The sequence below is a fragment of the Sorangiineae bacterium MSr12523 genome, from assembly GCA_037157775.1.
Lineage (GTDB): Bacteria > Myxococcota_A > Polyangia > Polyangiales > Polyangiaceae > Pendulispora > Pendulispora brunnea.
The window spans coordinates 11,286,550-11,313,397 of sequence record CP089982.1 but is presented as its reverse complement, the minus strand read 5'-3'; the positions used below and the strand labels follow the sequence as shown (position 1 = coordinate 11,313,397).

The following is a 26,848-nucleotide window of genomic DNA, read 5'->3' as shown; positions in this document are numbered from 1 at the left end:
CTCGGTAGGAAGGCAGTCACCTGGACTCGACGGCTCGCTCCTGGACGTCGACGTCGTCGTGAGTCACGCTATTTCGAACAAACGTCCTTTTTCCGGCGCTCAGCGATGACTGATGAGCGACTTCCGCTGCTCACCGGCCAACGCTCGAGCAGCTTCGTATAGGACGAACAGGCGCGTTCTTGATTGCCCGTGCTTGCGAGCATATCGCCGAACCGTAAGAGAGCCCGAATGTAGTCCATCGGATAATCGAATCGCAGGCAGCTGGAGAGTGCTCGTTCGAAATGTCGGGTCGCTTCCGCCGGGCGTCCGGTTAGCCTGAATACATTTCCAATCGCGGCATCGTAGGCCGGCCAACGGTCAGTGCGATGAAGGATAGGTAAGTACTTGGGTAAAGCATCGAGCGCCTCTTTCGCGCTCTCGATATCGCGCGCCGGAACGACAAAAGAGTCCAGCCAGACTCGCTGATTCCAATCTGCAAGAGCTGCTCGGTCTGACTGTTTTGCGACGTTTAGGTCGCGCATTTGCTTCCAATCGCTCCACGGGATGAGACCGAGCCCCGCCGCGCGAGAGTTCACGAAGTTTTCCTGGTCACCGCCATAGGAACTATAGGGAATGGTATGTCTCGTTTCTCTATAACGAGCAAACGATTCCTGCGCCGATGATATCATGCCCAACTCTGCCTTCAACTCCATGCTCGTTGCAAAATAGCTCGCCTGGAAATCTGCATTGTTACTGCTGTGGACGCCCGTGACGATCCTTTCGATCTGCATATCCAAGTCGAGCGCATCACGAAGTCGTCCTTCGTAAAGAGCTATGTCGAACTCTAGCTGAAGTCGATTGAGGTTCCTGTTGGCTTCATTCTGAAGCGAGAGCTCTCTCTCCAAAACGTTGCGAATCTCGTTGGTGCTATTTCCTAGAGCCGCGAGCGCGTTAGCAAGTTGATGATATGCGGAAGATGTGGGATGGGTGTCCAAATTCTGCTGTGCGACGCTCTCGGCGGCAGCGCAGTTGCCCTCGAGCAGCTCGAGCTCCGCAAGGTCCCATGCGCAAACAGAGCTAGCTGGGAATTTTGCAAGGCACCTACGGTACGTCTCACGCGCCATTTCGACATCGTCGTGCATTGCCTGCGCAAGCGCGAAAAGCGCAAGGACGATGCCTTCTGCATCGGGGAGATCCGCCAAGGGCTTCAAAAGGGCAAATGCTTTCTCGAATTGCTTTGTGCGGACGAGATTCTGGCCGAGCGCTATCGTGACTTCAATCGCCTGTGGTCGACGCCGATGGATCGCCTCGAGTCGTGATGCGGCGAGGCTGAAGTTCGGTGGGAGGGACATCGCAGGAGCGATCGCTTCGAGGTAGTCTCGTTCATCTGGCGTCAAGAGTCTTCGAGTCTCCTGAGCGGCGCTGAAATGTGATCGATCATCGGTAGTCGGCCAGAATGAGCTAGTACCTATCATCGCAATATGTGCCTTGGCCGATGATTCGTCGATGCGGAGCGCCTCCATCGCTTCGCTCTTCGCACGCTCGATGTTCGCATTCATCCAAGCGTTTCGGGATGCTGCAAGATGTGTGGCGAGTGGGGTTGCAGGCTCGTTGCCGGCGCTGTTTGATGAGTCGGGATTGTGTTGTCGGACGATTTCGAAGACACCGCCGACGAGAGCGAGGGCGACGGCTCCTATCCCTAGCCACAGCCACATGGCTCGAGACCCTTTCGGTGGTGTCTCGCGGTTGCTCCGCACGACGGGCGATCGTGCGCTTCGGCGAGAGATATCCAACGCCAATCGAGCGGGAGGTTCCGTTGCCGCATCGCAAATTTCGTCGGTCGATCCGAGTTTTGGAGATAAGGGAGGCAGCATGGAAGGAGCCCGCCCAAAGGCGGCTTCGCAAGCTTCGATGAGCGCCTGTTTCATCGTTGCGGCGTCGGCCCATCGATCCGTTCTATCGAAAGCCAGTGCGCGATCGATCACCTTGCAAAGGCCGACGGGGGCATCCGCTGCATACTCGAAAATTGAACGAGCTTTCGTCGTTGCGGCAAGCACCAAGATTTCGTTGGCTGAGTCACCCTCGTGAACGAACCTGCCGCAGAGAAGGGTGAATAACGTAGCACCGAGAGCCCACAGATCCGTGCGGCCGTCGATTTCGCGGATACGCCCGAGCGCTTGCTCGGGCGCCATGAAGGCTGGTGTGCCCACCGTTCGACCCGATCGGGTGATCGATGCATCCGTCGTTTCGAAGAAACGCGCGATGCCGAAATCGAGCATTCTGAGTTCGCCTTCGCGCGTGATGAAGATGTTTTCTGGCTTGATATCGCGATGAACGATCTTGGCCGCATGCGCGGCTTGCAGGATGTCGAGAAGGGAGTGTCCTATGACGGCAACCTCCTCGGGCGGGAGCCTATTGCCATTCCGCCGTGCACGAGCCCGCACGGTTTCGCCCACAAGAAGGGGCATCACGAGAAACGTCGAGCCGTCGTCGGTCACGTCATCGTCCATCACCGGCACGACACCGGCATGCTGAATCTTGTTCGCGAGCAGAGCTTCTCGCCGAAAGAGGCGATCCATCTCGGGATCCGAGGAGAGCTTGTCGTGCAGTACCTTGATCGCCACCGCGTGTCCGTTGCGATGAACCCCTGCGAACACGGCCGCCGTGCCACCGATTCCAAGTAAGTGCGAAATGCGATAGCGCCCGCAGAGACTCGTCCCGATGCGTTGGAGAGCGCGATATGTCAAGGAATCGCTGGAAAACGACGACATGCTTCGCGTTCGAACGATGCCAGGCCCCTCCACGCAGTCAAGCACACAGAGGCCCTCCGCTTGCGCAACGCCACGAACTGGAAATGGGGTGGGGGAGGGTAGGAGGCGAAAATCATGGATGTGCGATGTCGAGCAAGGTGGGGAAGCCACCAAGAGATAAAACCCAATCACTCATCGCGGTTGAAAGTCGGGGTGTCCAAGTTGCCAAAAGACAAAAGCGTAGGCATCCGTGTATCGTTGGACGTACTGGTCCGCTGTGGTGCTCTGGTGTCCTTGGTTGGCGACAACCGTCAACAATACAGGACGCCCGCTGCTCGATGCCGCTTGAAGTCGTGCCGTAAGTTTTCCGGATTGCCAGGTGGGTAGTCTGGGGTCATTTGCGCCAACCTGGAGGAGAACGGGTGGGTACGAAACACCATCACGCACGCGCTGCACGGTGTCGATCTTGAGGAGGCCCTCGAAACCGTCTTTGGTTGTCGTGGAACCGTACTCTTTTGCGTTTTCCGCTCCCGACGGCAAGGTGTCGATTCGAAGCACGTTCGTCGCTCCCGAAGTCAAGACGACGGCTCCAAAGAGCTCCGGACGTCGGGTCATCGCGCCACCTGCGACCATCGCTCCGGCGCTCACTCCATTCGCAACCAGGTGTCGTGAGGTGGTGTATCCATCGGCGAGGATCTTCTCAGCGCAGGCAATGAAGTCGTCAATCGAGCGCTCTTTGTTGCCCTTCATAGCTGCCCGATGCCACTCGGCACCGTTTTCTCCTCCGCCGCGAACGTGGGCGAGCGCCCAAATACCTCCGCGCTTCAACCAGGCGTCACGAAATGGGTAGAATTTGGGTGATAGAGTATATCCACCCGCACCATAGCCAAGAAGCCAAACGTACTGCTTTCCATCTCGTGCACTCCCTTTGGGCAGAAGGAGCGTGATAGGAATTCGAGTACCGTCCTTGCTCGTCGCGGTAGTGCGCTCGACGCGCACGCCGGCGAATGTTCTCGAGGGCGGATTGAATGGGAGCGCGACAGGAGCCGAATCGCGTTCTGCGTCCCACTTCATCCAGATCGGGGATTCGGTATACGACTCGACGCGCATCACCGTGCTGGTGGCGGGAGGACGTGACCAGAAGGTCTCCACGGACAATTCGGCCGGCAACGCTGCCTCAGTCCGTGTGCCATCGCTCCTAATGTGAAGGAGTCGATGTACCCCTCGACGGAGTACTAGCGAAAATATGCCATCTCCGGCCGGCCGAACTTCTTCGAGAACATCGTCGCTCTCCGGCACGATCGTTGCGGCACCGGCGATGTCCGGAGCGTTGGCTCGCGTACGCAAGATCCGCCCGCGGTCGGCATTTCGGAAAGACAGCACATACAACCCATTTCGGTGTACGGCCACCTGTGTAATCTGCGCTTCGGGCGCAGCGATCTTGCGCCAATTGCCCGTGGTCGACAATTGGGATACCGACTTTACGTAAATGGAGAGCTCTCTCGCCACGCCATGGTGAACGAGCCCCAGGGCAATATCACTTCCCTGGGTGATGACAATTTCCGGATAATCCTCGGGAGCCCCAGCGAGAGATGCGCCGCCAAACACTGTTCGGTCGTCGTCCGTTGACCTACCCAATAGATGAAGGGCTACCTCGGCATTCCGATAACGCGAGAAGGGGTCCGCCTTGTCGGCACCGTGAGGATAACGCGTATATGTAAAACCTCGCGCATTTGGAAGCCAAGCGACTTCCATCTCCCGCAGATGTTCGACTCGATCCGGGAGCTCTTTCGCATCGCTGGTGCGAATGACGTGGAGCGTCCGCTCCTCGGTACCGCCGCTCGATGTCAGGATAATGACGAACGCTCCGTCCGGCGATGGCACGAACGAGTCCAAGGAGGTCCCGACCGAAGGGGCATTCGACGGCTCGAAAATAGGCTTCTCATCGGATGAACTCCGCGGGCGGAAGTACAAGGTCGCGGAAGGCGCGCCGGCAGCCTTGCGGGCCAGAAATACCCCAAGATCCGTCTCTCGCACATCGACGATTTCGTCGGTACTCTTCATCGCAGCGAGAAGGTCATCGCGAAGAACCGAGCGCCCGGGCACGTGCGCGAGCATCCCTCGGGCATAGGCTTCTTGATTGGAGAGCCAAGCCGCATATTCCGTGGACTTCGGGTCCTCCATCCAACGGTATCGATCGGTCACGTCGACACCAAAATAGGTGTCGACCACCGGGCGGATAGCAGTAAGCGGTGGCGACAACTCACCGATATGAGGCTTCGCGTGCTTCGTGGACTCCGTCACAGGGGCGGCCGCAGGAGGGCTCGAACTGCAGCATGTAAGAGTAAACAGAATCACCGAAGACGAAATCGACTTGAGAACATTCATGATGCACCGATGGCTGTGCGATATGACCGAGATCCATTCCACCCTCGATAGCCGGTGTCGTTCACAATGGCGTTTTCACCCGTCTCCTCCAGATGAAGCCAGCCGCGTTCCTCTGTCATTGGGTCGCAATGTATCATTCGCAGGCGAACGAGAGTCCTCCATGGGGGCCCCGAGTTCCCTCGCCGATACAAACAAGGTTCCGAATGGATCGAAGGAAACTCTCGGCCGTGGCGGCCGATGTAGCCTTGCCATGCGGATTTTTTCCGCTGTTCGAAACCTGGAGCCCGACATTTCGTGTGACCGAGATAGCCCCGTACATGCTTGGCCTTCAATTCGTGGCCGTATTCATCACGATGATTCTGGCCACGACCGCACACCCAAACCGGCAGGAAACCTCAGACGGCACGGGCGTTTCGTTCGGTCTCGTCGTCAGATCCACGCCGTGGCGGGCGACGGCCCTCTGCATTGCCGCGAGCCTTGGCGCGGTGGCGGCCATTCTCGACGGCAGCGGTGGTGAGTTCTCGATGGGACTCGAATCGTTCGTCGGACGGCCGGATCGCGTACGGTGCGTGCTTGCGGTGTGCGGAGCCGGCCACGCAACGGCGTTGGCCATCGCCCTGTCGGCGCGAGCCCTTGTGCGGAAAATGGCATAGAGGTCACCACTCTGCACGCCGAGAGAGAGAGAGTGGGCCGCTTGACGCTGAGCCGCTACATCCGGCCTAATCGGATTTGCGACGGGGCGCTGCCGATTCGAAGCATTTGAGCAATCGAGCGGCTCGCAGCAGCGGGTCGCTCGTGCCGCCCGGAGGCTAGTCGGGACCGGACAGACCGCGGACCGAGTGGCAAGCTGATCGATGTCACGCGCTTCGCCAGCTGAAATGTCGTCGCAAACTTCTGCCGGGCCTATGAGGCAAGGGGGCGCGGCGTCGCCCCTTCAATGGGCTTGCATAGGCAGCCGTCGTGGCCCCAAATGGGCGCCGTATGCTCGCCATGTTACGTCGTTCGGTGACGTTCGCGTCCGCAGTCGCTTTGACCGCCCTCAGCGCTCTTTTCATTCAAAGCAGCGGGTGCTCCTCGGACGATGGTGGGGCGCCCTCCAGCGACGCCGGGCGTGACCAAGGCCCGATCATCCCGGAGCCCGACGCGTCGTCTTGGACACCGGCGAACCTGTTTCCTGCCCTTTGGCTCGAGAGCGATATCGTTTCCGGCAGCAACGGCAAGGTGACCCAATGGACCGATAAGTCTGGAAAGGGAAACCACGCATTGCAGCCCGACGCTGCCCGCCAGCCAAAGACGACGGACTTCAACGGCCGCCGAGCCGTCTCCTTCGGGCCGAAAACGATCCTGATCATCGAGGACTCGGCGTCGCTCCAGTGGGGAACGGACGATTTCGCCTTCTTCACTCTGGTTCGCTACACCGGTGTCGACGACGCGGAGCACGCGGACCTCTACACGAAGAATGGATTCCCGGATCCTTATCCCGGCGTGCAAATGGTCGTCACCGCCTTGGCGGATACGGACGCCGGAAGGGTCAGCCAGTTCCTCATGGGAACGAGCAACCCGAGTCGCATTCAAACGAGGAAGCCCGGCGGTTACGCCGACGGCGAACCGCACCTGACATCGTTTCGTCGCCTCGGAAGCAAGCTCCAACTCCGGGTCGATTTCCAACCCGCGGGCGAAATGACCCTGGCCCCGATCAACGTGAGCGCCGTCGGCGTTCCAGCGAAAATCGGCGCACAAAACGAATCACAATGGCTCCTTTGTGACATCGCCACCCTCATCGGCGTCCACGCCACCGTCTCCGACGACGACGTCATCAAGGTCGAGACCTACCTCAAGGAGCGTTACGGCCTCTAGCCAACTCGCCGCTCGCCGCGATTCGCTCGTTACCGTGCGAAGCCCAGGACCGACGAAGCCCGAGCGATGGCTTCGGTGTTTTCACCAGAAGCAGTGGCTCGGGCGCAGGGATTCGAACCCCGATAAGCGGATCCAAAATCCGCTGTCCTGCCGTTGGACGACGCCCGAATAACGAAGCTCGCGCAAGCTACATCGACCTAGCGATTCTCGCTAGATCCATCAGAACCCTGGGGTCCTGGCGACGTCCTTTTTTGCGGGGCGCGGCGATCGCATCGGCCGCGTAGACGGTGGGTCGCGCCGACCTGAACCGTTGCTCATGGCCGGTGCATCGCCGGCTGCAGGCTCAGCCGTGTCCGACGAGGACGACGTGGCCGGTACCACTCCGCCCGCAGCGGCTGCAGCGGGCACAACCGATGGGGCGGCTGCCGTAGGAGGAGGTGGGGGCGGGGTCGCGGCGGCGGCATTGCGGTTCGTCACCCGGTCGTGCGCCTCGCGGAAATAGAGGCCGCCACAGAACACCAAGGTCAAGATCGCCACCGCGGCGACGCCGCACGCGATCAAACGACCCCGCGAAATCCGCAGATGGTGCTGCTCCTTGCCGTTCTCGTCGACCGTGCTCGCGATCTCCGCGATGCCCAACTGGCGCGTGCGCACCGAGGGCTGGCTCGAACGGTACCCCGAGATCGACTCGCTCGACGAGCTTTCCGAGCCCTGCGAGATCACGTCGATCGCGTAGTCGCTACCATCTTCTTCCGAGTCGTAATCCTCATCCACCGAATCGCCGGGGATCCGCATCCCGTTCTCCGGCGTCACGATGCCCTTGCGCACGGGCTCGTCCGGTCGATGGATGCTCAACGTCGTCGAGATGCGCGGCGGTGGCTTGCTGCGTCGTAAGTTCGCCAGCAGCGCGTGATCGCTCACGCCGATCGCCTCTCGCAACGCCTGCGCGAGCTCCGCACAATGCGCGTATCGCTCGTAAGGACGCTTCGCCAGCGCGCGCTGCAGCACCAACCACAGACGCGGATCGATCCGCGGATCCGGATCGAGCAACGTCTCGAGCACCGATGCCAGCGACGCACTCGGCGTCTCCGCCACGAAGGGAGACTGCCCCGTGAGCATCTCCATCATCACCGCGCCCATGCTGAAAATATCGCTCCGCCCGTCGATGTTCGCCTCGGAGCGAATCTGCTCCGGCGACATGTAACGCGGCGTTCCGAGCACGCGCCCATCCAGCGTCTGCACCCCACCGCCGGCTTGCGGCACCTTCGCGATCCCGAAGTCGAGCAGCTTCGGCACCACGTGCCCGTCCGGATCGACCGCGAGGAAAATGTTCGCCGGCTTGATGTCGCGATGCACCACGCCCATCTCGTGTGCGTGCTCCAACGCCGACAGCACCGGCAGCAGGATCGCAATCGCCTCCTCGGCGGAGAGCGGGCCCTTCTTCTTCAAGTGCCGCCGCAGCGTCTCGCCGCGCAGAAGCTCCATCACGAGAACCAGCGAACCATCGGGCTCCTCGACCAAGTCGAAGATGCGCACGATGTTGCGGTGGCAGAGCATCGCACCGAGGCGCGCCTCGTGTCGAAAGCGGGGCTCGACTTGAATCCGCTTGTCGATGTCCGCGCGTAGGACCTTGAGTGCGACCTCCGCATCGGTCATCTCGTTACGCGCAATCCAGATCTGTCCCATCCCACCGAGCGCGATGCGCCGAATGAGGATGTACTTGCCGCCGAGCCGATCGTGCGAACGGAGTTTCTGAAAAGGCTCTCTTACGGGCGGCGAGACCATGTGGAAGGCGTTACCCATGTGAAGGCCTTAAGATTATTCCACGCCCTTACTTTGGACGCGAGGCTCACACGTCAGTTTCGCGATCCCAAGGTATGCCGTAGAGCCCGCGTTTGCGAAGCAATTCTCGGAGGTGGTGTCGGGCCAGGTCGGCCTCGCGCGATGCCATCGAAAGATTGCCGGCACAACGCTTCATCAATGCCGCGAGGTACGCCGATTCGAATCGCTCGATGGCGCGTTCTTTCGCGGCACCAAAAGTGCCCGTGAGGTCGAGGGGGGTCCGCTCTTCCCGCATGCCGCGGAATCCGAAGCCTTCTCCAGCGACATCGACGCGCCGAATCACATTGTCCGTCGCCAAAGCAGCGGCACGCGCCAGCACGTTCCGCAGCTCACGTACATTTCCAGGCCACGGCTGCGACGACAGGAATTGCACGGCCGATGCATCGATGACAAGCGGGCTCGAACGCCCATCGCCGATGTAGGAGAGTAGCCGCTCGCACAGCACCGGGATGTCATCGGGTCTATCCCGAAGGGCCGGTAGCAGAATGCGAACGGGGGCCAACCTATAGTAGAGGTCCTCTCGGAAGCGACCCGCCTCGATCTCGTGACGCAGATCGCGGTGCGTGGCGGCGACGACGCGCACGTTCACCTTAATGGGGGTCTGCCCGCCAACGCGCGTGACCTCGTGGCGTTCGAGCACGCGCAGAAACTTGGACTGCAGCGGTGCGGACAGCTCCCCGATCTCGTCGAGGAAGATGGTGCCGCCGTCGGCCGCTTCGAAGAATCCGACCCGCCGCTCGGCAGCCCCGGTGAACGCGCCCTTCTCGTGTCCAAAGAGCAACGAGTCGGCCAAGGTCTCGGGCAGCGCCGTGGCATCGATGACGATGAACGGCTTGTTCGCGCGCATGCTCTTGATGTGAATCGAGCGCGCGACCTCCTCTTTGCCCGTCCCGGTCTCACCTTGAATGAGGAGACCGATCTCCTTTGGGGCGATTCGCTCCAGTGTGGCGAACAGCTCGCGCATCACCGTCGAGCGTCCGACCAACATACCGAACGAGTCGTGAACGCTGACGGGCGACGTCGTCGCTGCATCGTCGAGATCGACTTGCAGCACGGTGGACCCGACGGTGATCTCTGCACCAGCGCCGAGCTCGATCTCCATCACACGGTGCTGTCCGAGCCACGTGCCGTTGGTGCTGCCCGCATCGCGCAGACGAATGTGATCGTCGACGCGTTGCAGTTGGAGATGCACACCGCTCACGCGGGGATCGTCCAACACCATGTCGTTGGTGGGATGTCGGCCAACGGTCGCGAGCGCATTGGCCATTGCGAATGCACGTCCTTTGGCCGGTCCTGCAATGGCCGTCAAACGTGGAATGGCCACCAACGTCCGCGGACGAAGACCAACGTTAACCTCTGTTTCGCCTCGCGATGATGGATCGGTCATGGGTAGGAAGAAGATATCGTACGTGTGAACGAGGGCGTGTCTCTAGCCTTTTTCCTTTCTGATGTCCGAGTGCGTTTCCTTCGACGCGCCAGGCGCGTACCCTTGGCAAAAATGTTCCCGAGACGGACTCCAGCCTGCGGTCTCGTCATGCTTGCGCTGGCTCTGATGCCCATCACGGTTCCCAACCCGGCTTATGCGCAAAAGACGGAAGATGATGGCGCCACTACCAGCTTGGCTTCCGCCCGTAAGCTCTTCGCCGAAGGCCTGAAAGACGAGGAAAAAGGGAACTTTGCCGCGGCTTTGGAGAAGTTTCGGCGGGTGGCGAAGGTGCGAGATACCGTTCCGGTCCGCTACCGCATTGCAACGTGCCTGGAGGGTCTCGGCAAACTGAAGGAGGCGATGGTCGCCTACCAAGCGGCCATCGATCTCGGCGCTGACGGTAAGGATCGAGATGTCGTGCGCGCTGCCAAAGAGCACACGGGCTCGCTCAACGAGCGCATCCCGCAGGTGACCTTGGTATTCGCCGCCGACGCGCGCGCCAAGTCCCAGGTCGCCATCGATGGTCAGCCGGTCCAACCGAGTGAGCTGGACAAGCCCATTGCGCTCGACCCCGGCACGCACGCCATCACCGCGAGCACCCAAGGAAAAACAGCCTTCGAGACGCAGGTGACCTTGGCCGAGCGAGCCCGCACCACCGTGCTCGTGCCCAACGTCGAGCCCAAGGAAGCGAGCAACGGGAAGAGCGCGATCGATGTGAAAGCAGAGCCCCAGAATCCGCCCCCGGATGGCGCGCCCCATCCCATGATGACCTCTGCGCCGGAGTCGGAGTCCAATCCGGGATCGGGGCGGAAGCTCGCCGGGTGGATCACCGCGGGCGCCGGAGCCGCCTTTCTGGTCGGCGCTGCCGTGACCTTGGTCATGCGCGAGTCGGACATCTCGTCGCTGGAGGACACATGCCCCGACGGTCGGTGCCCGCGCAATGTGAACAAGGACGAGCTACAGAGCCAACGTGATAGCGCGCAGACGAAGGGCACCGTGGCGGCGGTGCTCGCGGGGGTCGGTGTGATTGGCCTGGGCGTGGGAACGTATCTCCTCTTGTCGGCGCCCTCCTCGAACCGCGCGCCGCAAGCATCGGTCCGCGGCTGGAACATCTCGGGTCGTGTCGCACCTTCGGGAGGCCAATTCGTCCTCTCGACCACGTTTTGATCGGGCGTTGTACACTCGACGCGATGGTGCATCGTTTCGATCGAGCCACGGTGGCAGCACTCACGTGCGCGATGATGGCTGCGTGCAGCTCGGTGCCGGAGCTCCGGTTCGAGCAGGAGCTCGCCGATGGCGGAGATGCGAGCATCGATGCTCCCGACGCGGGCCACGAAGGGGGATCTTCCACCGATGGGGGCATCGGCAACGTGTGCGTGGACAGAAATCCGCCCCCCGGTCTTCCGTCATGCTGCGGGACCGTGGCGTGTGGGGGGGAATTCTGCGCCGATGGGGGCAGCTGCGATCGCTGCTCGGATTGCAAAGCGGGTCAGCTCTGTTGCATGGGCAAGAACAGAGGGCAGACCAAGTGCATAGCCTTTGGCGAAACGTGTCCTTGAAACGAGGTTCTCCTATGAATGGCTTTCTTCGATTCAGCAGCGTGGTATGCGCGGCGTTCGCGTTCATCGCGTGCAGCGGCAGTGACAGCTCCAACGACATCAAGGGCGACGCCGGCACCGACTCGAGTCCCGGCGGCGACGGTGGTGCGTGCGGGCGCTTGGGCGACAGTTGCAAGTCCGGCACGAACGATTGCCCGCAAGGCCTCAAGTGCGAAGGCAACGGGGAGCACGACTTCTGCGCGCCCCAGCACGAGTCGTGCGGCGGCATCGTGCCGCGCTCATGCCCCGGCACCGCACCGCACTGCATGATCGTGGGCGGCGCCGCCGACTACGGCCTCTGCATGACCGACGACGAGCGCCAGTGCGCATGCACCAAGACGCCGCAGTCCTTTACCACGGCGTCTTGCGGCATTCGCTAAAGTTGATTCTCTAGTTCGTCCGAGGCTGCCGGCTTGGGGGTCGGCGGCTTCGCCGGTTTGGAGCTGCTCGTCGGCGCGGTGGTGCTGCCTTCGCTCGACGTGCCCGTCGACGTCGCGGTGGGCGCAGGCGTCGGTGTCGGGGTTGCCGTAGCCGTGGCGGTTGCTGTCGCCGTCGGTGCCGGCGGCGAGGAAGGCTCCTCGGCGGCGGTGTCCTTCGGTTTCGGCGCAGGTCGGGGCTTCACCACCGGGGCAGCCGTTGCCGTAGCAACGGTCGGCGTTGCGCTCGCCGTCGCTGCCGCTGCACCATGCGCGGTGCTCGGCGCCGCGGCGTCGACTTCGGCGGCAGTCGTTGCACTGGCATCGACTTCGGCCGCAGCCGTCGCCGTCTCCGCGGGCGCAGGCGGCGGAGGAGCCGATGCACTCGGCGTTGCGCTCGCCGATGCGCTGGCCGGAGGCGTCGTCTCATTCGTCGAGGAGCCTTGGCTCGTGAAGAAGAAGACCAATGCGCCCGCCGCCACCACGGCGAGACCACCCCAGAGAAGCCAATTGGGCTTTTTCGCCGACGACGCGTCCGCGGCATCCGCCGAGAGACTCGCCATCGCCGAAATGCCCATCGGGCGCTCTTCCGGCGGCTCGATCAACTTGAGCGGCGCCGGGCGCTCGCTCACGGCGCGTGCTGCGGGAGGCGGTATGTCGACCTTCGCCGAGGTGGAAGGCTCGGTGGCAAACAGCGCGGGCGGCGGCCGCTCGCTCACCGGACGCGTGATGGCCGGCGGCTTCTCCGACGGCGCACGCACGCCATCTTTGTCCTTGGCGAGGACGTCGGGCGGCGGCGTCGACTTGAGGATCGACTCGACGACCAGCGACGAGGGCAGCGTTGCCGGCTCGTCTTTCTTCTCCTCGTCGACCTTCTTCTCCAACGAGAACAACGCGGCCGGCGGTGGAATCGACGCAGCCTTCGGCGGCGGCTCCGAGAGCACCGCGGTCGGCGTCTTCAATGCTTCCGCAGGGAGCGACGGCGCCTTCGGCACCGGAGGCAACGGATCGGAGAGCAGATCGTCCACCATCGCCGTGACCGCCGCGGGCGGTGCAGACGGTGCAACCGGCGCAGGGCGAGGCGGTGCGGGCACCGACGGAGGACGCACCGACGGCGCAGTCGGCGCCGTCGCCGCAGGCGCTGCCCCAGGACCCGCTTGCGGGGCCGCTCCTGAGGGTGCAGGTCGCGGCACGGACGGAGGCGCCGGCGGCGGCCCACCGACCCCGAGCCTCTCTTGAAGGCTCGCCGAAAGCGGCGACGGCGTCACGATCCCGCCCGGGCGCGGCGGCGGCGCCGACGGCGGCTTCACCGTCGCGGGGGCCGACGGCGGTGGCGGCGGCACGGCGTCGGTTTTCCCGATCGAAGGCTGCGGCCCTGATCGGGGCGGCGGCGGATTGGACAGCGGCTTGGGCGCCGTTCCCGGCAAGGCTTTGGCCGACGCGAAGAGCGGGTTGTTCCCCACCTCCTCCATGGATCCGCCGGCACCCTTGAGCGCTTCTTCCAGCAGCTCCTCGGCCTGCTTCATCATGGTCCGCTCTTCGGGCGGCGGCATCTCCAGCTCGGGCTGTGTCGCCGGGAAGAACCCGCCGGCCTTCGGCGCGGTCTTCGGCGCCGTCGCACTGACCGGAGCCGCAGCCCCAGGTCCTGCTTGCGGGGCGCCTCCCCAAGCGGGATTGCCCGCGGCAGGCCTTGGCGCGCTGGTCGCCGGCACATTTTCCGGGTGCAGCGATCCCATGCCCATGATCGTCGACTTGCCCGGACGCTCCACCTTGGCGCCGGGCACCTGACCCGCGCCCGCGGTGGTGCGCTCGCGCAGGGCCGCCAACGGCTCCTTCAGCTCCGACGTGAACGCCGAGCCCGCGTCCTCTTTGGCGGCGACCAATCTGTCGATCACCGCGCGCGAGTTCTCGTCGATCTTGATGAACTTGACCCCCATGCCACCCGGCCGCTCGGCGCTGGCCTGCGAAGGCTCCCGCTTCCACACCACGCGACCAACGCCCGCGATGACGGCTTGGTCACCGGCCAGGCGAATTTCGAACTTGAGCAGCGTTCCTTGCGCAAAGGGCGTGGACGTCTTGATGAAGATGCCGCCCTTGCTTACGTCGTGCGAGTGATTCTCGATGAATTCGTCGACGGTCGCGCTCTTGTAGCGGACATTCAAGCTGACGATCTTCGCACGCGGATCTTTGCGGGTGTCCTGGGTCATGGATGGGTCTCTCTTCGCTCCGCCGTGCCATGGTAACCGCTTTGCGGTTCGTTACGCCAATGGTGTTCCTGATTCTCCCCCAGAAGGTCCCCAGAAATAGGGAGGAGGATGGTAGCCTCCGACGAGCCGATGGGGCATGGGTCGAGTGACAGCCTAGAGCGCCCTTTTCGGGTGCACGAGCGCAAGCCGGTGCGTTTTGTCGTGGGGATCGTCCACCCTATGGCCGGCTGGCAGGCCGAAGCCCGGGTCCACAACATGAGCCTGGGCGGCGCCGGCCTGGAAATACCGGGCACCGTCCTGCGGCGGGACGACCGCGTGGTCCTCTCCTTCATCGCCCCCAGCCTCTGGGATCCCCTGGAAATTCCCGCCCGCGTTGCCTGGGTCCGGCCGGCCAGCCGCCTGGAGCCCACCCGGTTTGGCGTCGCCTTCGAACCGACCGACGCCCCCAAGGTCCTGGCCCTCTTCGAGCTCATTGCCGCCTTCGTTTTCGACGGTTAGGCCGAAATCTTCGAGCGGCTCTAACGCTTCTTCTTGGTCTTGGCCTTCTTTTTGGCCATTTTGCCCGGTTTTTCCTTGGGAAGCGGGAAGTCCAGGGTCGGCATCAGCTTCTTCCGGCGCTTCTCGACCTCGGCCTGGAGGCTGGCCACGGCCTTTTCGCGCGCGTCATAAAGGCGGCGGTGGCGACGATGGATGCGCGGGTCCGAGAGAAGCGCATACGTCAGCCATGGAAAGACCGCCGTGACATCGGAGTGCACGTACACGGATCCGGTGGCCACGCTTTCGGCGGAGACCTTGCCCCAAGTGTGGCCCTCGCCCGCCGGACAGGAGCTCAGCGCGCCATTGTCGACGGGGTCGACGCAGAACTGCACGTCGATGTCGAAGCCATGGGTGGGCACCGAGAGGATCTGATCGAGCAGCGGCTCACCCTGCAGCGTGTAATTCTTCGGCACGCCGCCGCCCAAGATCCAGATGGCCATCGGCTTGCCGAGGGCACCGAAGCAATGGCGCTGCATCGCCCCCATCTCGAACACGTCGTCGTTCACGTCGATCTCGAGCTTGAAGGCCGGCCCGAGGAGCCTCTTCAACTTGACGATGTTGAGGAAGATCGACCCGTCCTGCACCGCCCCCACGAAGATGGGCACCCCATAGCGGTATGCCGTGGAGAGGAGCGAGGGGCTCGTCACCCCGAGGGCATCTTCGATGCGCGCGATGTTCTTACCGAGCAGGTAATGCAGCTCGGGGGTGGTCATCTTCTTCTGGAACTCGGGCTTTTGCAGGATGGCCGAGAACAGCTTGTCCGTCTCGAGAAGCGTCTCCTCCCAGAAGCCCAAGTCGTAGATGCGGATGATGCGCGCCAACCGGTACTGAAGGTCGCCCGCGTTGGGCTCGATCTCGCGAATGCGGTGCCCGATGATGCGGTGGGCGTCGTGGTAAAGATTGGCGCCCGTGGTGGTGATGCAGTCGATCAGCCCGCGGTCGAGCAGCGGGATGAGACAGGACTGATGCAATCCCGCCGGCGTCATCGCCCCCGACATCGTCAAGAAGGTGCAGCAGTCCTCCGTGATGCTCCGGCGCATCAACTCGAACGCGGTTCGCTCCTGACGGCCGACGTAGGCCGGGAACATGTTCGTGATGATGTCGTGCGGGCGCTCCTTGCCCGTGATCCCCACCGGATGCACGGTGCGGGCCGTCTCGAAGGCCTTGCGCGGGGAGGAAACCTTCGGAGCGGTGCCCTTCTTCGGGGCGCGGGGGCGACGGGTGGTGGCTTTCGGCGTGGGCATCGGAGGATCCCGAGCATATCGACTCGTCTCGACGTTTACGTCAAGCGTGGCGTCCGCCCGCGCCCGCCCGAATTTGCCCAAGCGTCACACCCCCGCCATCGGCCCTTCTAATTGAGCGGTGCGCTCGCCTTTTTCAACTCGGCCAGCCGCTCGCGGATTTGCGCCGCGTCTTCCGCCTGGGGCGCCAACTCCAGAAAGCGCTCGAGATCGGCCAGGGCCTGCTCGCGCGATCCCAGACGTGCCGAGAGCAGCCCTCGTTCGCGCAAAGGCTCGGTGGCATTGGGCGTCAGGCAAAGAATGCGATCGATGGTGAGCATGGCGCGCGCAATGTCATTCCGCGCCAAATACACGGCGCGCAAATTGACCAAAATGCGATGCAGGATCGCGCGACCCGACGCAGGCGCCAACGCTTCCGGCGCGATTGGCGCATCGCCCATCACCTTTGCATGGAGTTCGGCCAGCTCCTTCGGACCGAGGATCCGGCAACCGAAGAACGGATCGACCAGGACGGGTTGGCGTCCTTTCTCGTGCTCGTGGGCCGAGTCGAGGCGCACCAAGAAGTGCCCCGGAAAGCTCACCCCGCGCGCGCGGACGCCAAGGCGCTTGGCCACTTCACAATAAACGACGGACAATGTGATGGGGATCCCCAGCTTGCGCTCCAGCACATCGGAAATGAGACTATTGCGCGGATCGTAGTAATCCGACTCATTGCCGTTGAAGCCACAGGCAACATGGAGGTGCTCGCGCAGATGTTCCGCTTGGAGCGTAAGGCTGGCCTGGGCGAGTGGGTGCCCGTCCACCCGGAGTTCCTGAAGGGGGGCCGCCAACTCATCGAAGCGCGCCAGCGTGCGTTCGATATCCAGGTCCGGATAAACGTCGCGCGCGAGAAGAATCGTGCCGAGACCAACGTCGATTTCGTCTTCGGGCAAAGAAGCCAATTTTTCAAAGGTTGCCATTGAATATCTCGGGTGTTGGTTCGTCGGTGTTGTTTCGTGAACAGCTCCTCCAGCGTACGAGTTGCCGCACTTCTTTTCAGTTCTTTTCTTTTTCCACGCAACTTCGGGGAAGAGGTTGCGTCTCAGGGTCGTAAGAACGCGACAGCATTGAGATTCGGATAAGCATTCCCATTTAAGTCAAAACTAACTTGACTTGATTTATCGCAGTCGTCTATGCCCTTGAGCGCGCTAGCCGCTTCTACATATTTTCGCTGGCGTTCTTGAAACAACTTGAGGGGGCGATCTCGTCTCCCCCGTTGGGTATCAAACGTTCTTTCGAGGTGAAATCGCAATGAAAAAAGGGATCGCTCTGTTCCTGGCCGTGGCAGCTCTCAGCAGCGCGGCGGGATGTTCGTATGGTGGCGTCGGCGCGGCGGGGGACAAGGTCGTTGTGGCGCGCAATGACGGCTTCCTCTTCGGCATCCTGCGCAAGGCGTATGTTTGCAAGGTTTCCGACGCGGGCCTCACCGCCTGCCAGACCAGCGAGAATCCGTGACATGTTGCGCGCTATCGTAGTGGCCCTCGCCCTCGTCGGCGTTGGCAGCACCGTTGGCTGCGGCTATTCGGGTGTCACCGTTTCGGGTGACAAGGCCGTGGTCGCGCGGAACGATTATTTCCTCTTTGGAGCGCTCCGCAAGGCGTACGTGTGCAAGGTCTCCGACGCGGGCCTCACGTCCTGTGCGGATTCCGAGTCGCCCTGATAAAACGCAGCCTTCACGATAGGTGAAGCTTGGCGTTGATGGTAAAGAGGTCAGCCCAAAAGCTGGCCTCTTTGCTTTTGTCGTACGAATCGTTTCAGGAATTGAAAGTGCATGATCGCGTTCAGGACTGCCCGCACCATCGCCACCCGCACCTTGTTGATGTCTTTATCGCTTCTCGCGGGTGCGTGCTCAAAACCGAATACTGACGTTCAGTATGGTGAACCCATTTCGGTTCGACTCGCACCGGGTCCAGGGCGACCGGAAATGGAAATGGCGTTCGCAGTTACGGGCGGCCACGCACTGTCGCCTGCGCCCGTGGCGGATGCGCTGGTGCGGATTGCCAAAGCCTGTCCCGAGATCGATTCGTTGGCCAAGACGGACGGTTATCTGCGTCTTCGTCTCAAAGTGCAGTCGAACGCACTGCACCCTGCGGAGACACCGACCGAATCCCTCGCGGCCTGCGCCGCCAAAGCCGTCGAGGGCGCGCCCATTCCCGGCGTGGGAGATACGGGGTTCGCCATGGCGGACATCCGCGCGGCGACATCCAAGGATAAAGGAGCGAAGGAATGATTCGGCGAAGCGTCATGGTGGTCGCAACCGTCCTCTCGTTGTCGCGCGTTGCGGCTGCGCAGTCCGCGCCCGAGCAACCGGCGAAGCAAGAGCAACCTGCGAATCAAGAGAAGCCCGCGAAGCAGGAGGTCGTGACGCTCGACTCCTTGGGCACGCACGTCGTGACGTGGGACGCGAACATCGAGGGCGGCTTTGGCCGCGCGTACGGAGACAACCACGCGCGCACCGTTTCGTTCGGACGCATTGGCGGCGGTGTCATGTGGGTGCACGGCCAATGGTTCACCATGGGGCGGGTGTTTTACGACCTATCGAACTTCACGCCCGGCACCTTCGGCGTGCAAATCGAACAGATGCACCTCTCGAGCGGCGTGTGGATCCAAGCGGGGGGCGGTGTCGACGTCGAGCCGCGTCCCATGGGCATGCTCGCGGTGGGCTGGAGCGTGCTCGGAGTCGAAGCGCAGTACCGCAGCTTCGGCGACGGCGGCATTGGTCCGGCCATCTTCGGCAAACTGCGCATCCCCATTGGCGTTATCGGTTTCGCCCTGGCGAATCGGAAGTAAGCTCGCCTTCGTTGGCGACCTTCTCCCCGCAGACTCCACGCTCGTTTGCCTCACTCGTCGCGTTCATCGTAGCCGGCGCGCTGCTCGTCCTTTTTCCCGCGCGCACGGCGCACGCGCAGCTTCATTGGGACGCGGGCGCCCATGCCGGCGTCGCACGCCGCATCTATACCGGCGGTCCTGGCGACGGTCGATTCGGACCGATTGCGGGCGTGCAAGGCCATGTGGCGCTCTTCCCATTGGTTCGCGTGGGTGCGTATCTTTCCCACGACCTTTCACCGACGGATGACGGCGGCGATGCACGCAACGTCACCTCCGCGGGCGCGCGGGTGAAAGTCACATCGCCCTGGCCGCACGGGAAGTGGCACGCGTGGGCGTTCTTGGGCGCTGGCTACGTCGGGGTCTATGCACGCAGCTACCACCGGTCGTTCGCGACCAACGCCGGCGCCTCGGATGGTCTCGTGGCCGGGGCCGGCGGCGGGCACGTCGAGATCCCGTTTGGCCTCGGCATTGCGTACCGTGTCTGGCGACCGTGGGAGATCACCCTCGAGGTAGGTACCCGATTTGGGTTCGCTTTCACGGGCAGCCTCTACCAAGATCCAGGGCGCGGGGCGTTTCTCACAGGCCCCCCCGCCTCCAATCGCCAAGTCGAGCCCATCGGCAGTGATACGGTTGTTCCGTTTGCCGTCCTGGGTTTGAGCCTCGATCAATAAGCTGTGATAATCGTTCTCCCCGGGCTTTATGTCGACGAGTCAACCCACCGATTCCGCCAGTGAGGACGAGGCCCTCGTCCCGGGCGATGAGCCGTCCGGGCCTCCGCTCGCCGCCGAAGAAGACGTGCAACCGCCTCCTTATGAAGAAGAGACCGGGCGTTCGGGACCTGCCGAATCGTTGCTCGGGACCGTGATCAGCGGCCGCTACCGCATCGAAAAGCTCCTAGGTGAAGGTGGGATGGGGGCGGTCTACCAGGCTGAACACACCCACATGCGCAAGCGGCTGGCGGTCAAAGTGCTGCACGCCGAAATGAGCCGCCTTCCCGAGGTGGTCGCCCGCTTCGAGCGCGAGGCCATGGCGGCGGCGCACATCGATCATCCCAACGTCGCCACGGCGACCGACTTCGGAAAGCTGGAGGACGGCTCCTTCTTTCTCGTCCTCGAGTACGTCGAGGGCCGGAGCTTGCGCGACGCCATTGCCGCCGGCCCGCTCGAAGTGGGTCGCGCGATGCGCATCCTCCGCCAGATCGCTGCCGCCCTCCAGCGCGCGCACGCACTCGGCATCGTTCACCGCGATCTCAAGCCCGAGAACGTGATGCTCATCGATCGCGACGGCGAGCCGGACTTCGTGAAGGTGCTCGACTTCGGCATCGCCAAGGTCCCCGTCGCCGAGCTCTCGCGCGACGAGCACAATCGAGCCGGCCCCGCCGGCCAAGCGCTCACGCAGCTCGGCATGGTCTACGGCACGCCCGAGTACATGGCGCCGGAGCAAGCCCTCGGGCAGAACGTCACGCCCAGCGCCGATATCTACGCGCTCGGCATCATGACGTACGAGATGCTCGCGGGCGAGCGCCCGTTCGATCACGAGAGCAAGGTCACCTTGCTGGGCATGCACGTCACCGCACCGGTTCCTCCGTTTTCGCAGAAGGCGCCCGGCGTGATCATCCCGCCCGAGGTGCAGAGCATCGTCTTTCACATGCTCGAAAAAGAGTCCGCGCACCGCTTCCGCGATGCGAAGGACCTCATCGACGCGCTCGACGGCATCTGGCTCTCCGCCTACGGCGTGGTGCCGAGCGCCAATCCCGGCAGCACCGCGAACCCGCGTCCATCCCTCGTGTCTTCTCCGCGCGACGCGTTCGGGTCGCAGCCCGATGCCAGCGGTCCGCAAGTGTTGTCCGGAGCGGGGCAGGGTGGCGCTGGACCGAGCATGGAGATGCCGGTGCTTCCGAAGCAGGGCTTCTTGCCGAGCGAGCGCCTGGCGCAGCTCCGGCAAAATCCGAAGCTCCTCGTCTTCGTGGGGCTCGGTGCGATCGGGCTCATTGCGTTCGTCTTTCTGGTGGCCATGGTCGCCAACCTGGGCAAAAAGTCCGACGAGGACAGCTCCGACGCGGCCGTGGCCGGTGGAGAGACGGCGCAGGGTGGCGCTGCAGGGAAGGGCGGCGATCCGGGCATCGACACGCAGGTGGCTGCGGCGCTCGACCTGATCGAAAAGGGCGATGCCACGTCGGCCATCGAGAAGCTTACGCCGCTGGAGAAAGAGCACCCCGAGCGGGCGGACATCCACCGCGCCCTGCAGAAGGCCTACTCCGCGACCAAAGATCCGAAGGCGTCGCTGCGCGAGGCCGAGCTCTGGCTTCAGCTCGAGCCGTCGGCCATCGACGATCTGAAGCTCGACGAAGACGTTCGCAACGCGACCTTGGCCCGCGAGAAGGACGTCTCCGAGATGGCCTTTTCCCTCCTCGAGAGCAAGATGGGGAGCGCCGGGCCCGACATCCTTTACGATCTCGCCTACGGCCAATGGGCCTCGCAATCGAAGGTGGTGGCCGAGCGCGCACGTCTGGCCCTCTTGCGCTCGCAGACGCGGAAGCTGGCCAACCCGGCCCTCCTCATCACGCTCGATCTGCGCGGCGCCAGCTCCTGCGAGGAGAAACGCTCGCTCCTCCCGCGCGCGCGCACCGATGGCGATGCACGCACCGTCGATCTTCTGCGCAGCTACAACGGGCGCTACGCGTGCGGCTTCCTCAACCGCCGCACGTGCTACAGCAACCCGTGCCTCCAGCGCGAGGGCATGCTCCCTCGCACCATCGCCGAAATCGAATCGCGCAGCCGCTGAATGGACGAGCACGATTCTCGAACAGGAAGAAGGAAATCGCCAGGACGCCAGTGGGGCCAGGATCGCCAACTGAACCAACAATAAATCCCCAAAATTAGGAGTTTATTGTTGGTTCACCTGGCGATCCTGGCGCCTCTCTTTTGGCGTCCTGGCGGTTCTTCTTCTTTTTCGTGACGCTGTTCGAGGATCGTGTTCGTTGATTTACCCGAGGCCGAAGCGCTCTTTGTTCGCGCGGACGAACTCGACGTACACCTCGCACGCCTCGTGCGACGGCACCTCGCCGGCAGCGACGGCCTCCTCGAGGGCGCGCTTGATCTCGCCGATGAGGCGCGATGGCTTGAGCGAGAACGCCGTCATGATGGCGTCGCCCACGCCCGACGGCAGCGGCGGCACCTTGGCGTCTTCCTCTGCCAGGATGCGAATGCGCTCGGCCAGCTCGGCGATCTGCGAAAGCCCTTTGCGCTTCTTTTCCGGGCGCTTCGTGGTGATGTCCGCCTGTGCGAGGCAGATGAGATCGTCCAAGTGCGCGCCCAGCTCGCGCGCGAAGCGGCGCACGGCGCTGTCGGTCCACGAGGGCTCGTATTGGTTCGCGCGCAGGTGGTGCAAAATGAGAAAGCGCACCGTCTCCTTGAGCGCGGCGTCCGGCGAGAACAGGCGCACCCGCCGATCGAGCCGGTCGAACATGCGCGTGCCCACCTCGGCGTGGCCGAAGAAGTGGACCTTTCCGTCCGGCGTAATGGAACGCGTCTTCACTTTGCCGATGTCATGGAACAGCGACGCCCAGCGCACCTCCAGACGAGGCACCGCCTGACGCACCACTTGCTTCGTGTGCTTCCACACGTCTTTGTGGCGCCACTCGCCATCGCCGAAACCGACCATGGCCTCCACTTCGGGAAAGAGTGCTCGCAGCGCGTTCTGCTCGAGAAGCACGTCGAGCCCGAGCTCGGGATCTTGGCCCATCACGACTCGATCGAGGAGGCTGCGCACCTTGACCGGATCGAGCTTCAGTGCGGCGTCGAAATCGATCGCTGTTGCGGGCACGATAGACTTCGTCTGACCCGTCTCGGCGGCAAAGGCGGCAAGGGCAAGCGCGTCCATCGCGCGGTCGGCGCTGGGCGGAAGAACTTCGTGCGGGGTCGCCATCGGCATGGTTGAAACTTGGAAACTCGCGAAGGGAAACGTCACCCTCCCCCGAGGGGGGAGCGGACGGGTTGTAAGGGGCCGACGCTTTTATCAGAGTCCCGGGCGCTGGGCCATGCGTTGCGAAATAGTCGTGCCATGGCAAACTGGCGACGTCGACCGAGCTTTTCCGGGCGCGTCGGTGGATCCACGCCGGTGGGAGGGGTTGGAGGACCTATGAACTTTGGTTACATATTGCGCTTCGCCGCCATTTCCGTCGGCGTGGGACTTGGCACCGCAGTGGGCTGTGGTGGAGCGAACTCGAGTGATCTCTTGGACAGCACCGGCCCTGGTTCCGGTGGCGATGGCGGTGGCAATCCACCGGGGCAAGATGGCGGCGGCGGGGGCGACTCTGGACAGGGACGCGACACCGGAACCGACGCGAGCGAGCCGCCGGACTCGGGCCCGCAGAGCCGAGGCGTGCGCTGCTACGACAACAGCCCCGAGCGGTATTGCAGTGGCGGTCAGCCTCTTTGCTGCATTTCGACCAACTTTCTCGGGTCCAAGACCTACGCGTGCGGCCAGGCCGCAGGTTGCCCCAACTCGGATCAGTTTCCCGCCCGATGCGACAGCAATGATGATTGTCCCAGGCAAGGCCAGCGTTGTTGCGGGCATCTAACAGGCAGCGGCAGCGACCAGCACTTCGATCGCATCTCGTGCGAGCAGGAGCGGTGCGACTCCGATTCGCTCCAGGTTTGCACCACCGACGCGGATTGCCGCGGCAGCGAACAGTGCACGGGCATCGATTCTGAAAACCGGATCTACCGCTACTGCCGATGACAAAAAGAGAAGCAAGCTAGAGACAGGGCGTCTGCAGTGCTGCAGGCGCCGCAGGACATGATGAGGGGAGCATCATGCGAGCATTGGCCATTCGTTCGTCCGTTCTCGCCGCCGCCATGGCGGTAAGCATCGCCGCATGCAGCGGTGCGACCGGTTCGGAGCTTCTCGAGGAACCGAGTCAGGGTGCGTCATCCAATACGCCCCCCGGCGGAGGATCGGGAGGGGGCAGCGATGCGGGCGGGAACGCCGACGCAGGCCTCCCGCTGGATTCCGGCAAACCCGATACGGGGTCGCTGCCGACCGGCGTCGTTTGCGGAGACATCGAGAACGCGCCCACGTACTGCAACCGCGAACGCGAATACTGCTGCGTGTCGACCTTCATGGATTCCACGCTGCGTTCGTGCATGGTGCGCGGCTTGTCGCTGTGCGGCGGCGTCCGAGTGGGCTGCGACAGCGCAAACGACTGCGCCAAAGGCGAGGTCTGCTGCGGCGTCTACAGTGAGCGGACTGCGAGCTACAGCACCGTCGAGTGCACGCCGCGACGACGCTGCGTGGGACGTCCTTCGCAGGAGGAGATCTACGTCCTCTTTTGCGATCCGAATGCCGCCGAGAACGAATGCGCCGACACCGGCGAGACATGCATGCGAAGCCGGAGCATCAAAGGCTATTTCGTTTGCGGAAAGTGAATCGGTTTCGGATCCGGTAAGGCACGACTGCTGCAAACGCAGTCTTCGTGCGGCAGGTGGAGGAGCGCGAATACCGATGGCTCGTAATGGTTTTCTTGTTGGGAACGCTCTGTTCGGCGTGCGCGCCCCGTGGCGGAGCGCCACGCGACGTCGCAGTACCTTCCGACGCGAGACACTCCGCACCTTCGCCGAAGGTGCCCGAGGGCACCGCGTCCAACCGCGACGCGCCCCCCTCGGAGCGGACACACGACGGCGTTCGCGTTCGGCGCATCGCGTACAGTGAGCACGAGGCGAAGGAGCGCTACGCGGTAGGCCTGCTGCTTCGAAGCGCATCCGATGGTGTCGCGCGTAAGACGCACGCGCTCGAGCTCCTCGCCGACCGAACCCGCGGCGCGAGCCAGGCGACCGTCTACAAGGCGCTGCAGGCCCTCGAGAAGGAGCGCGCCATTTTCTCCGATCTGGAGGGCCGCCTGGACACTGTGGACGAATCCGACTGGGACTCGTTCAAAATGGAGGCTCTGCGTGCGCTCGATGCGGTGCGCGATCCCGAAGAGGACGAGCCTGCTGCACGCCCGCCGGCGCACCCGCCCGCACGGCGACCGCGCCCGACGGACGCAGCCGCCGCCGCGAAGAAGCAGTGACGGGCGTCACTTCTCGAAGATGGACGCGTAGTCGGCCCGCAGTTTCGTCTTGAGGAACTTCCCCGTGGACGTGCGCGGGATTTGCGCGAGCTCGACGTAGGCATCGGGAAGCCAATACTTGGGAAAGCTCGAAGCGAGATGGGCCGCGAGCTCCTCGTCGCTGGCGCGCATGCCCTCGCGGAAGACGATGGCCGCCACCGGCCGCTCGCTCCACTTCGGATGGTTCGCGGCAAAGACGGCCGCCTCCAGCACCGAGGGATGAGCCATCAGCGCGTTCTCCAAGGCCACGCTGCTGATCCACTCTCCGCCCGACTTGATGACGTCCTTCGAGCGATCGCAGATGCGCACGTAACCCTCGCTGCAAATCCGCACCACGTCGCCGGTCTTGAACCAGCCGTCCTTGGTGAAGCGGTCTTTGCCCTCGTCCGCATAGTACGAGGACGCGACCCACGGACCGCGCACCTCGAGTTCGCCCATGCTGGTGCCGTCCCAGGGCAAGATCTCGCCTTCGTCGCTCACGTGCCGCTGCTCCACGAAGGGCACCGCGAAGCCTTGCGTGGCCCGGTAGCCGAGGCGCTGCTCGTCGGTGCCTTCGCGCAGCAGTTGCTCCTTCACGCGCGCGACGGTTCCCAGCGGGTTCATCTCGGTCATGCCCCAGGCATGGATGATCTCGATGCCGTGCCGCTTCGCGAAGCCATCGATCATCGACGCCGGCACCGCGGCCCCGCCCACGATCATGCGCCGCAACGACGAAAGATCCCAGCGCCCCTTCTCGCGGTCCAGGCGATCCAAAATGCCGAGCCAGATGGTGGGCACGCCGCCCGCGAAGGTGACGCGCTCGCGCTCGATCAGATCGAGCAGCGACTCCGGATCCAGGTGCGGCCCCGGAAAGACGAGCTTCGCACCGGTGATCGCCGCCTCGTACGGCAGACCCCACGCGGCCGCGTGAAACATGGGCACCACCGGCAAGACGACGTCGTCGCCGCGGATGCCGATGTTGTCGGGCATGCATGCGACCAGCGCGTGAAGCACGGTGGAACGATGGCTGTAGAGTACACCTTTTGGCGACCCCGTCGTTCCGGAGGTGTAACAGAGCATCGCCGCCGAATTCTCGTCGAGCGACGGAAGCGTCACGCCCGCGGGATCGGCCTCGGCGAGCAGCTTTTCGTACTCGAGCAGCCCGTCCTCCTTTCCATCGACGACGATGACGTGTTCGATGGAGGGCACATCGGCCTTGAACTTCGTATAAAGCGGCAAGAGCGACTTGTCGACGAGCAGCACCTTGTCTTGCGCGTGGTTGGCGATGTAGCCAATTTCGGAGGGCGCGAGGCGGAGGTTGAGCGTGTGCATCACCGCGCCCATCGCGGGGATGGTGAGGTAGGCCTCGAGGTGCTCGGCGTGGTTCCACGAGAGCGTCGCCACGCGATCGCCCGGCCGCACACCGAGCTTGCGCAACGCCGCCACGAGCCGCAGCCCGCGCGCGTACACCTGTCCGTAGGTGCTCCGGTCGAGCGAGCGATCCGCGCGACGGCTCACCACCTCCACGTTCGGAAAGAAGGCTCGTGCTCGCTCGAGGATGTGCGTCACCGTGAGCGGGAAGTCCATCATGCGGCCGGTCAACATGTCCTCACCCTCCTGATCGGATTAACGATAACGCGAGCACTGCACA

General features: G+C 63.4%; 24 protein-coding genes and 1 tRNA gene. 15 read left to right on the top strand and 10 right to left on the bottom strand.

The genetic code is table 11. The annotated features are described in order from the left end of the window. Positions 1–68 precede the first annotated feature (68 nt). On the bottom strand, positions 69–2,750 hold the full coding sequence (locus tag LZC95_44755) for a protein kinase (protein ID WXA93551.1): 2,682 nt from the start codon (positions 2,748–2,750) through the stop codon (positions 69–71). Positions 2,751–2,921: 171 nt separating this feature from the next. After that, a complete protein-coding gene (locus LZC95_44750; protein WXA93550.1) occupies positions 2,922–5,117 on the bottom strand; it encodes a prolyl oligopeptidase family serine peptidase in 2,196 nt (731 codons plus the stop codon). A 203-nt stretch (positions 5,118–5,320) separates the two neighbouring features. On the opposite strand from LZC95_44750, the gene LZC95_44745 reads away from it, so the two are divergent. Continuing rightward, complete coding sequence (locus tag LZC95_44745; protein ID WXA93549.1) at positions 5,321–5,770, top strand: hypothetical protein; 450 nt, start codon at positions 5,321–5,323, stop codon at positions 5,768–5,770. Positions 5,771–6,107: 337 nt separating this feature from the next. Then, positions 6,108–6,974, top strand: coding sequence for a hypothetical protein (locus tag LZC95_44740; GenBank protein ID WXA93548.1), 867 nt, complete (start codon positions 6,108–6,110; stop codon positions 6,972–6,974). Between the two features lie 94 nt (positions 6,975–7,068). Here the strand turns inward: LZC95_44740 and LZC95_44735 are convergent. From LZC95_44735 to LZC95_44725, 3 genes are all read right to left on the bottom strand, one after another. After that, positions 7,069–7,142 (bottom strand) — tRNA-Gln (locus tag LZC95_44735). Positions 7,143–7,193: 51 nt separating this feature from the next. Then, entirely contained in the window at positions 7,194–8,777 is a 1,584-nt protein-coding gene (locus LZC95_44730) for a serine/threonine protein kinase (protein WXA93547.1), read from the bottom strand. Positions 8,778–8,823: 46 nt separating this feature from the next. Continuing rightward, on the bottom strand, positions 8,824–10,083 hold the full coding sequence (locus LZC95_44725; GenBank protein ID WXA93546.1) for a sigma 54-interacting transcriptional regulator: 1,260 nt from the start codon (positions 10,081–10,083) through the stop codon (positions 8,824–8,826). A 267-nt stretch (positions 10,084–10,350) separates the two neighbouring features. Between LZC95_44725 and LZC95_44720 the strand changes: the two genes are divergently transcribed. From LZC95_44720 to LZC95_44710, 3 genes are read left to right on the top strand one after another with little or no spacing between them, the layout of a single operon-like run. Next, a complete protein-coding gene (locus LZC95_44720; GenBank protein ID WXA93545.1) occupies positions 10,351–11,409 on the top strand; it encodes a hypothetical protein in 1,059 nt (352 codons plus the stop codon). Between the two features lie 23 nt (positions 11,410–11,432). Then, positions 11,433–11,801 carry a hypothetical protein gene (locus LZC95_44715; GenBank protein WXA93544.1) on the top strand — a complete coding sequence of 123 codons (369 nt, stop codon included), beginning with the start codon at positions 11,433–11,435 and terminating at the stop codon, positions 11,799–11,801. Between the two features lie 14 nt (positions 11,802–11,815). Beyond that, positions 11,816–12,220, top strand: coding sequence for a hypothetical protein (locus tag LZC95_44710; GenBank protein WXA93543.1), 405 nt, complete (start codon positions 11,816–11,818; stop codon positions 12,218–12,220). On the opposite strand, the gene LZC95_44705 is transcribed toward LZC95_44710, so the two are convergent. Further along, on the bottom strand, positions 12,217–14,463 hold the full coding sequence (locus LZC95_44705; GenBank protein WXA93542.1) for a TIGR02266 family protein: 2,247 nt from the start codon (positions 14,461–14,463) through the stop codon (positions 12,217–12,219). The two genes, LZC95_44710 and LZC95_44705, sit on opposite strands and share 4 nt — an antisense overlap. Positions 14,464–14,634: 171 nt before the next feature. On the opposite strand from LZC95_44705, the gene LZC95_44700 reads away from it, so the two are divergent. Further along, a complete protein-coding gene (locus tag LZC95_44700; protein ID WXA93541.1) occupies positions 14,635–14,961 on the top strand; it encodes a PilZ domain-containing protein in 327 nt (108 codons plus the stop codon). Between the two features lie 20 nt (positions 14,962–14,981). On the opposite strand, the gene LZC95_44695 is transcribed toward LZC95_44700, so the two are convergent. Together LZC95_44695 and LZC95_44690 are read right to left on the bottom strand one after the other, a co-directional pair. Further along, a complete protein-coding gene (locus LZC95_44695) occupies positions 14,982–16,244 on the bottom strand; it encodes a deoxyhypusine synthase family protein (GenBank protein WXA93540.1) in 1,263 nt (420 codons plus the stop codon). 107 nt (positions 16,245–16,351) lie between these two features. Then, positions 16,352–17,200 (bottom strand): tetratricopeptide repeat protein, encoded by an 849-nt coding sequence (locus tag LZC95_44690; GenBank protein ID WXA93539.1) that lies wholly within the window; start codon positions 17,198–17,200, stop codon positions 16,352–16,354. Between the two features lie 331 nt (positions 17,201–17,531). On the opposite strand from LZC95_44690, the gene LZC95_44685 reads away from it, so the two are divergent. From LZC95_44685 to LZC95_44660, 6 genes are all read left to right on the top strand, one after another. Continuing rightward, positions 17,532–17,735 (top strand): hypothetical protein, encoded by a 204-nt coding sequence (locus tag LZC95_44685; GenBank protein ID WXA93538.1) that lies wholly within the window; start codon positions 17,532–17,534, stop codon positions 17,733–17,735. Position 17,736: 1 nt separating this feature from the next. Beyond that, the gene (locus LZC95_44680) at positions 17,737–17,940 is read left to right on the top strand and encodes a hypothetical protein (GenBank protein ID WXA93537.1); all 204 of its coding nucleotides are present in this window, start codon (positions 17,737–17,739) and stop codon (positions 17,938–17,940) included. Between the two features lie 270 nt (positions 17,941–18,210). After that, positions 18,211–18,510: a hypothetical protein gene (locus LZC95_44675; GenBank protein ID WXA93536.1), complete on the top strand. Its 300-nt coding sequence runs from the start codon at positions 18,211–18,213 to the stop codon at positions 18,508–18,510. Beyond that, positions 18,507–19,070, top strand: a complete 564-nt coding sequence (locus LZC95_44670; protein ID WXA93535.1) for a hypothetical protein — start codon at positions 18,507–18,509, stop codon at positions 19,068–19,070. Before LZC95_44675 ends, LZC95_44670 begins: the two co-directional genes overlap by 4 nt. An 11-nt stretch (positions 19,071–19,081) precedes the next feature. Then, on the top strand, positions 19,082–19,780 hold the full coding sequence (locus LZC95_44665; GenBank protein WXA93534.1) for a hypothetical protein: 699 nt from the start codon (positions 19,082–19,084) through the stop codon (positions 19,778–19,780). 28 nt (positions 19,781–19,808) lie between these two features. After that, a complete protein-coding gene (locus LZC95_44660; protein WXA93533.1) occupies positions 19,809–21,893 on the top strand; it encodes a serine/threonine protein kinase in 2,085 nt (694 codons plus the stop codon). Between the two features lie 201 nt (positions 21,894–22,094). On the opposite strand, the gene LZC95_44655 is transcribed toward LZC95_44660, so the two are convergent. Then, the gene (locus LZC95_44655; protein WXA93532.1) at positions 22,095–23,042 is read right to left on the bottom strand and encodes an HDIG domain-containing protein; all 948 of its coding nucleotides are present in this window, start codon (positions 23,040–23,042) and stop codon (positions 22,095–22,097) included. Between the two features lie 207 nt (positions 23,043–23,249). On the opposite strand from LZC95_44655, the gene LZC95_44650 reads away from it, so the two are divergent. The 3 genes from LZC95_44650 to LZC95_44640 all read left to right on the top strand — a co-directional run bounded on the left by LZC95_44650 (position 23,250) and on the right by LZC95_44640 (position 25,179). Further along, positions 23,250–23,852: a hypothetical protein gene (locus LZC95_44650; protein WXA93531.1), complete on the top strand. Its 603-nt coding sequence runs from the start codon at positions 23,250–23,252 to the stop codon at positions 23,850–23,852. A 74-nt stretch (positions 23,853–23,926) separates the two neighbouring features. Further along, complete coding sequence (locus LZC95_44645) at positions 23,927–24,538, top strand: hypothetical protein (GenBank protein ID WXA93530.1); 612 nt, start codon at positions 23,927–23,929, stop codon at positions 24,536–24,538. Positions 24,539–24,732: 194 nt separating this feature from the next. Continuing rightward, positions 24,733–25,179, top strand: coding sequence for a hypothetical protein (locus tag LZC95_44640; protein WXA93529.1), 447 nt, complete (start codon positions 24,733–24,735; stop codon positions 25,177–25,179). A 6-nt stretch (positions 25,180–25,185) separates the two neighbouring features. Here the strand turns inward: LZC95_44640 and LZC95_44635 are convergent, their stop codons facing one another. Next, positions 25,186–26,802 (bottom strand): long-chain fatty acid--CoA ligase, encoded by a 1,617-nt coding sequence (locus LZC95_44635; GenBank protein ID WXA93528.1) that lies wholly within the window; start codon positions 26,800–26,802, stop codon positions 25,186–25,188. Positions 26,803–26,848: the final 46 nt, after the last annotated feature.

Excerpts from the sequence above, each read along its gene's own strand:
- LZC95_44755 (WXA93551.1), bottom strand. The coding sequence starts at position 2,750 with ATGTCGTCGTTTTCCAGCGATTCCTTGACATATCGCGCTCTCCAACGC.
- LZC95_44750 (WXA93550.1), bottom strand. The coding sequence starts at position 5,117 with ATGAATGTTCTCAAGTCGATTTCGTCTTCGGTGATTCTGTTTACTCTT.
- LZC95_44745 (WXA93549.1), top strand. The coding sequence starts at position 5,321 with ATGGATCGAAGGAAACTCTCGGCCGTGGCGGCCGATGTAGCCTTGCCA.
- LZC95_44740 (WXA93548.1), top strand. The coding sequence starts at position 6,108 with ATGTTACGTCGTTCGGTGACGTTCGCGTCCGCAGTCGCTTTGACCGCC.
- LZC95_44730 (WXA93547.1), bottom strand. The coding sequence starts at position 8,777 with ATGGGTAACGCCTTCCACATGGTCTCGCCGCCCGTAAGAGAGCCTTTT.
- LZC95_44725 (WXA93546.1), bottom strand. The coding sequence starts at position 10,083 with ATGGCCAATGCGCTCGCGACCGTTGGCCGACATCCCACCAACGACATG.
- LZC95_44720 (WXA93545.1), top strand. The coding sequence starts at position 10,351 with ATGCTTGCGCTGGCTCTGATGCCCATCACGGTTCCCAACCCGGCTTAT.
- LZC95_44715 (WXA93544.1), top strand. The coding sequence starts at position 11,433 with ATGGTGCATCGTTTCGATCGAGCCACGGTGGCAGCACTCACGTGCGCG.
- LZC95_44710 (WXA93543.1), top strand. The coding sequence starts at position 11,816 with ATGAATGGCTTTCTTCGATTCAGCAGCGTGGTATGCGCGGCGTTCGCG.
- LZC95_44705 (WXA93542.1), bottom strand. The coding sequence starts at position 14,463 with ATGACCCAGGACACCCGCAAAGATCCGCGTGCGAAGATCGTCAGCTTG.
- LZC95_44695 (WXA93540.1), bottom strand. The coding sequence starts at position 16,244 with ATGCCCACGCCGAAAGCCACCACCCGTCGCCCCCGCGCCCCGAAGAAG.
- LZC95_44690 (WXA93539.1), bottom strand. The coding sequence starts at position 17,200 with ATGGCAACCTTTGAAAAATTGGCTTCTTTGCCCGAAGACGAAATCGAC.
- LZC95_44685 (WXA93538.1), top strand. The coding sequence starts at position 17,532 with ATGAAAAAAGGGATCGCTCTGTTCCTGGCCGTGGCAGCTCTCAGCAGC.
- LZC95_44680 (WXA93537.1), top strand. The coding sequence starts at position 17,737 with ATGTTGCGCGCTATCGTAGTGGCCCTCGCCCTCGTCGGCGTTGGCAGC.
- LZC95_44675 (WXA93536.1), top strand. The coding sequence starts at position 18,211 with ATGGCGTTCGCAGTTACGGGCGGCCACGCACTGTCGCCTGCGCCCGTG.
- LZC95_44670 (WXA93535.1), top strand. The coding sequence starts at position 18,507 with ATGATTCGGCGAAGCGTCATGGTGGTCGCAACCGTCCTCTCGTTGTCG.
- LZC95_44660 (WXA93533.1), top strand. The coding sequence starts at position 19,809 with ATGTCGACGAGTCAACCCACCGATTCCGCCAGTGAGGACGAGGCCCTC.
- LZC95_44655 (WXA93532.1), bottom strand. The coding sequence starts at position 23,042 with ATGCCGATGGCGACCCCGCACGAAGTTCTTCCGCCCAGCGCCGACCGC.
- LZC95_44650 (WXA93531.1), top strand. The coding sequence starts at position 23,250 with ATGAACTTTGGTTACATATTGCGCTTCGCCGCCATTTCCGTCGGCGTG.
- LZC95_44645 (WXA93530.1), top strand. The coding sequence starts at position 23,927 with ATGCGAGCATTGGCCATTCGTTCGTCCGTTCTCGCCGCCGCCATGGCG.
- LZC95_44635 (WXA93528.1), bottom strand. The coding sequence starts at position 26,802 with ATGTTGACCGGCCGCATGATGGACTTCCCGCTCACGGTGACGCACATC.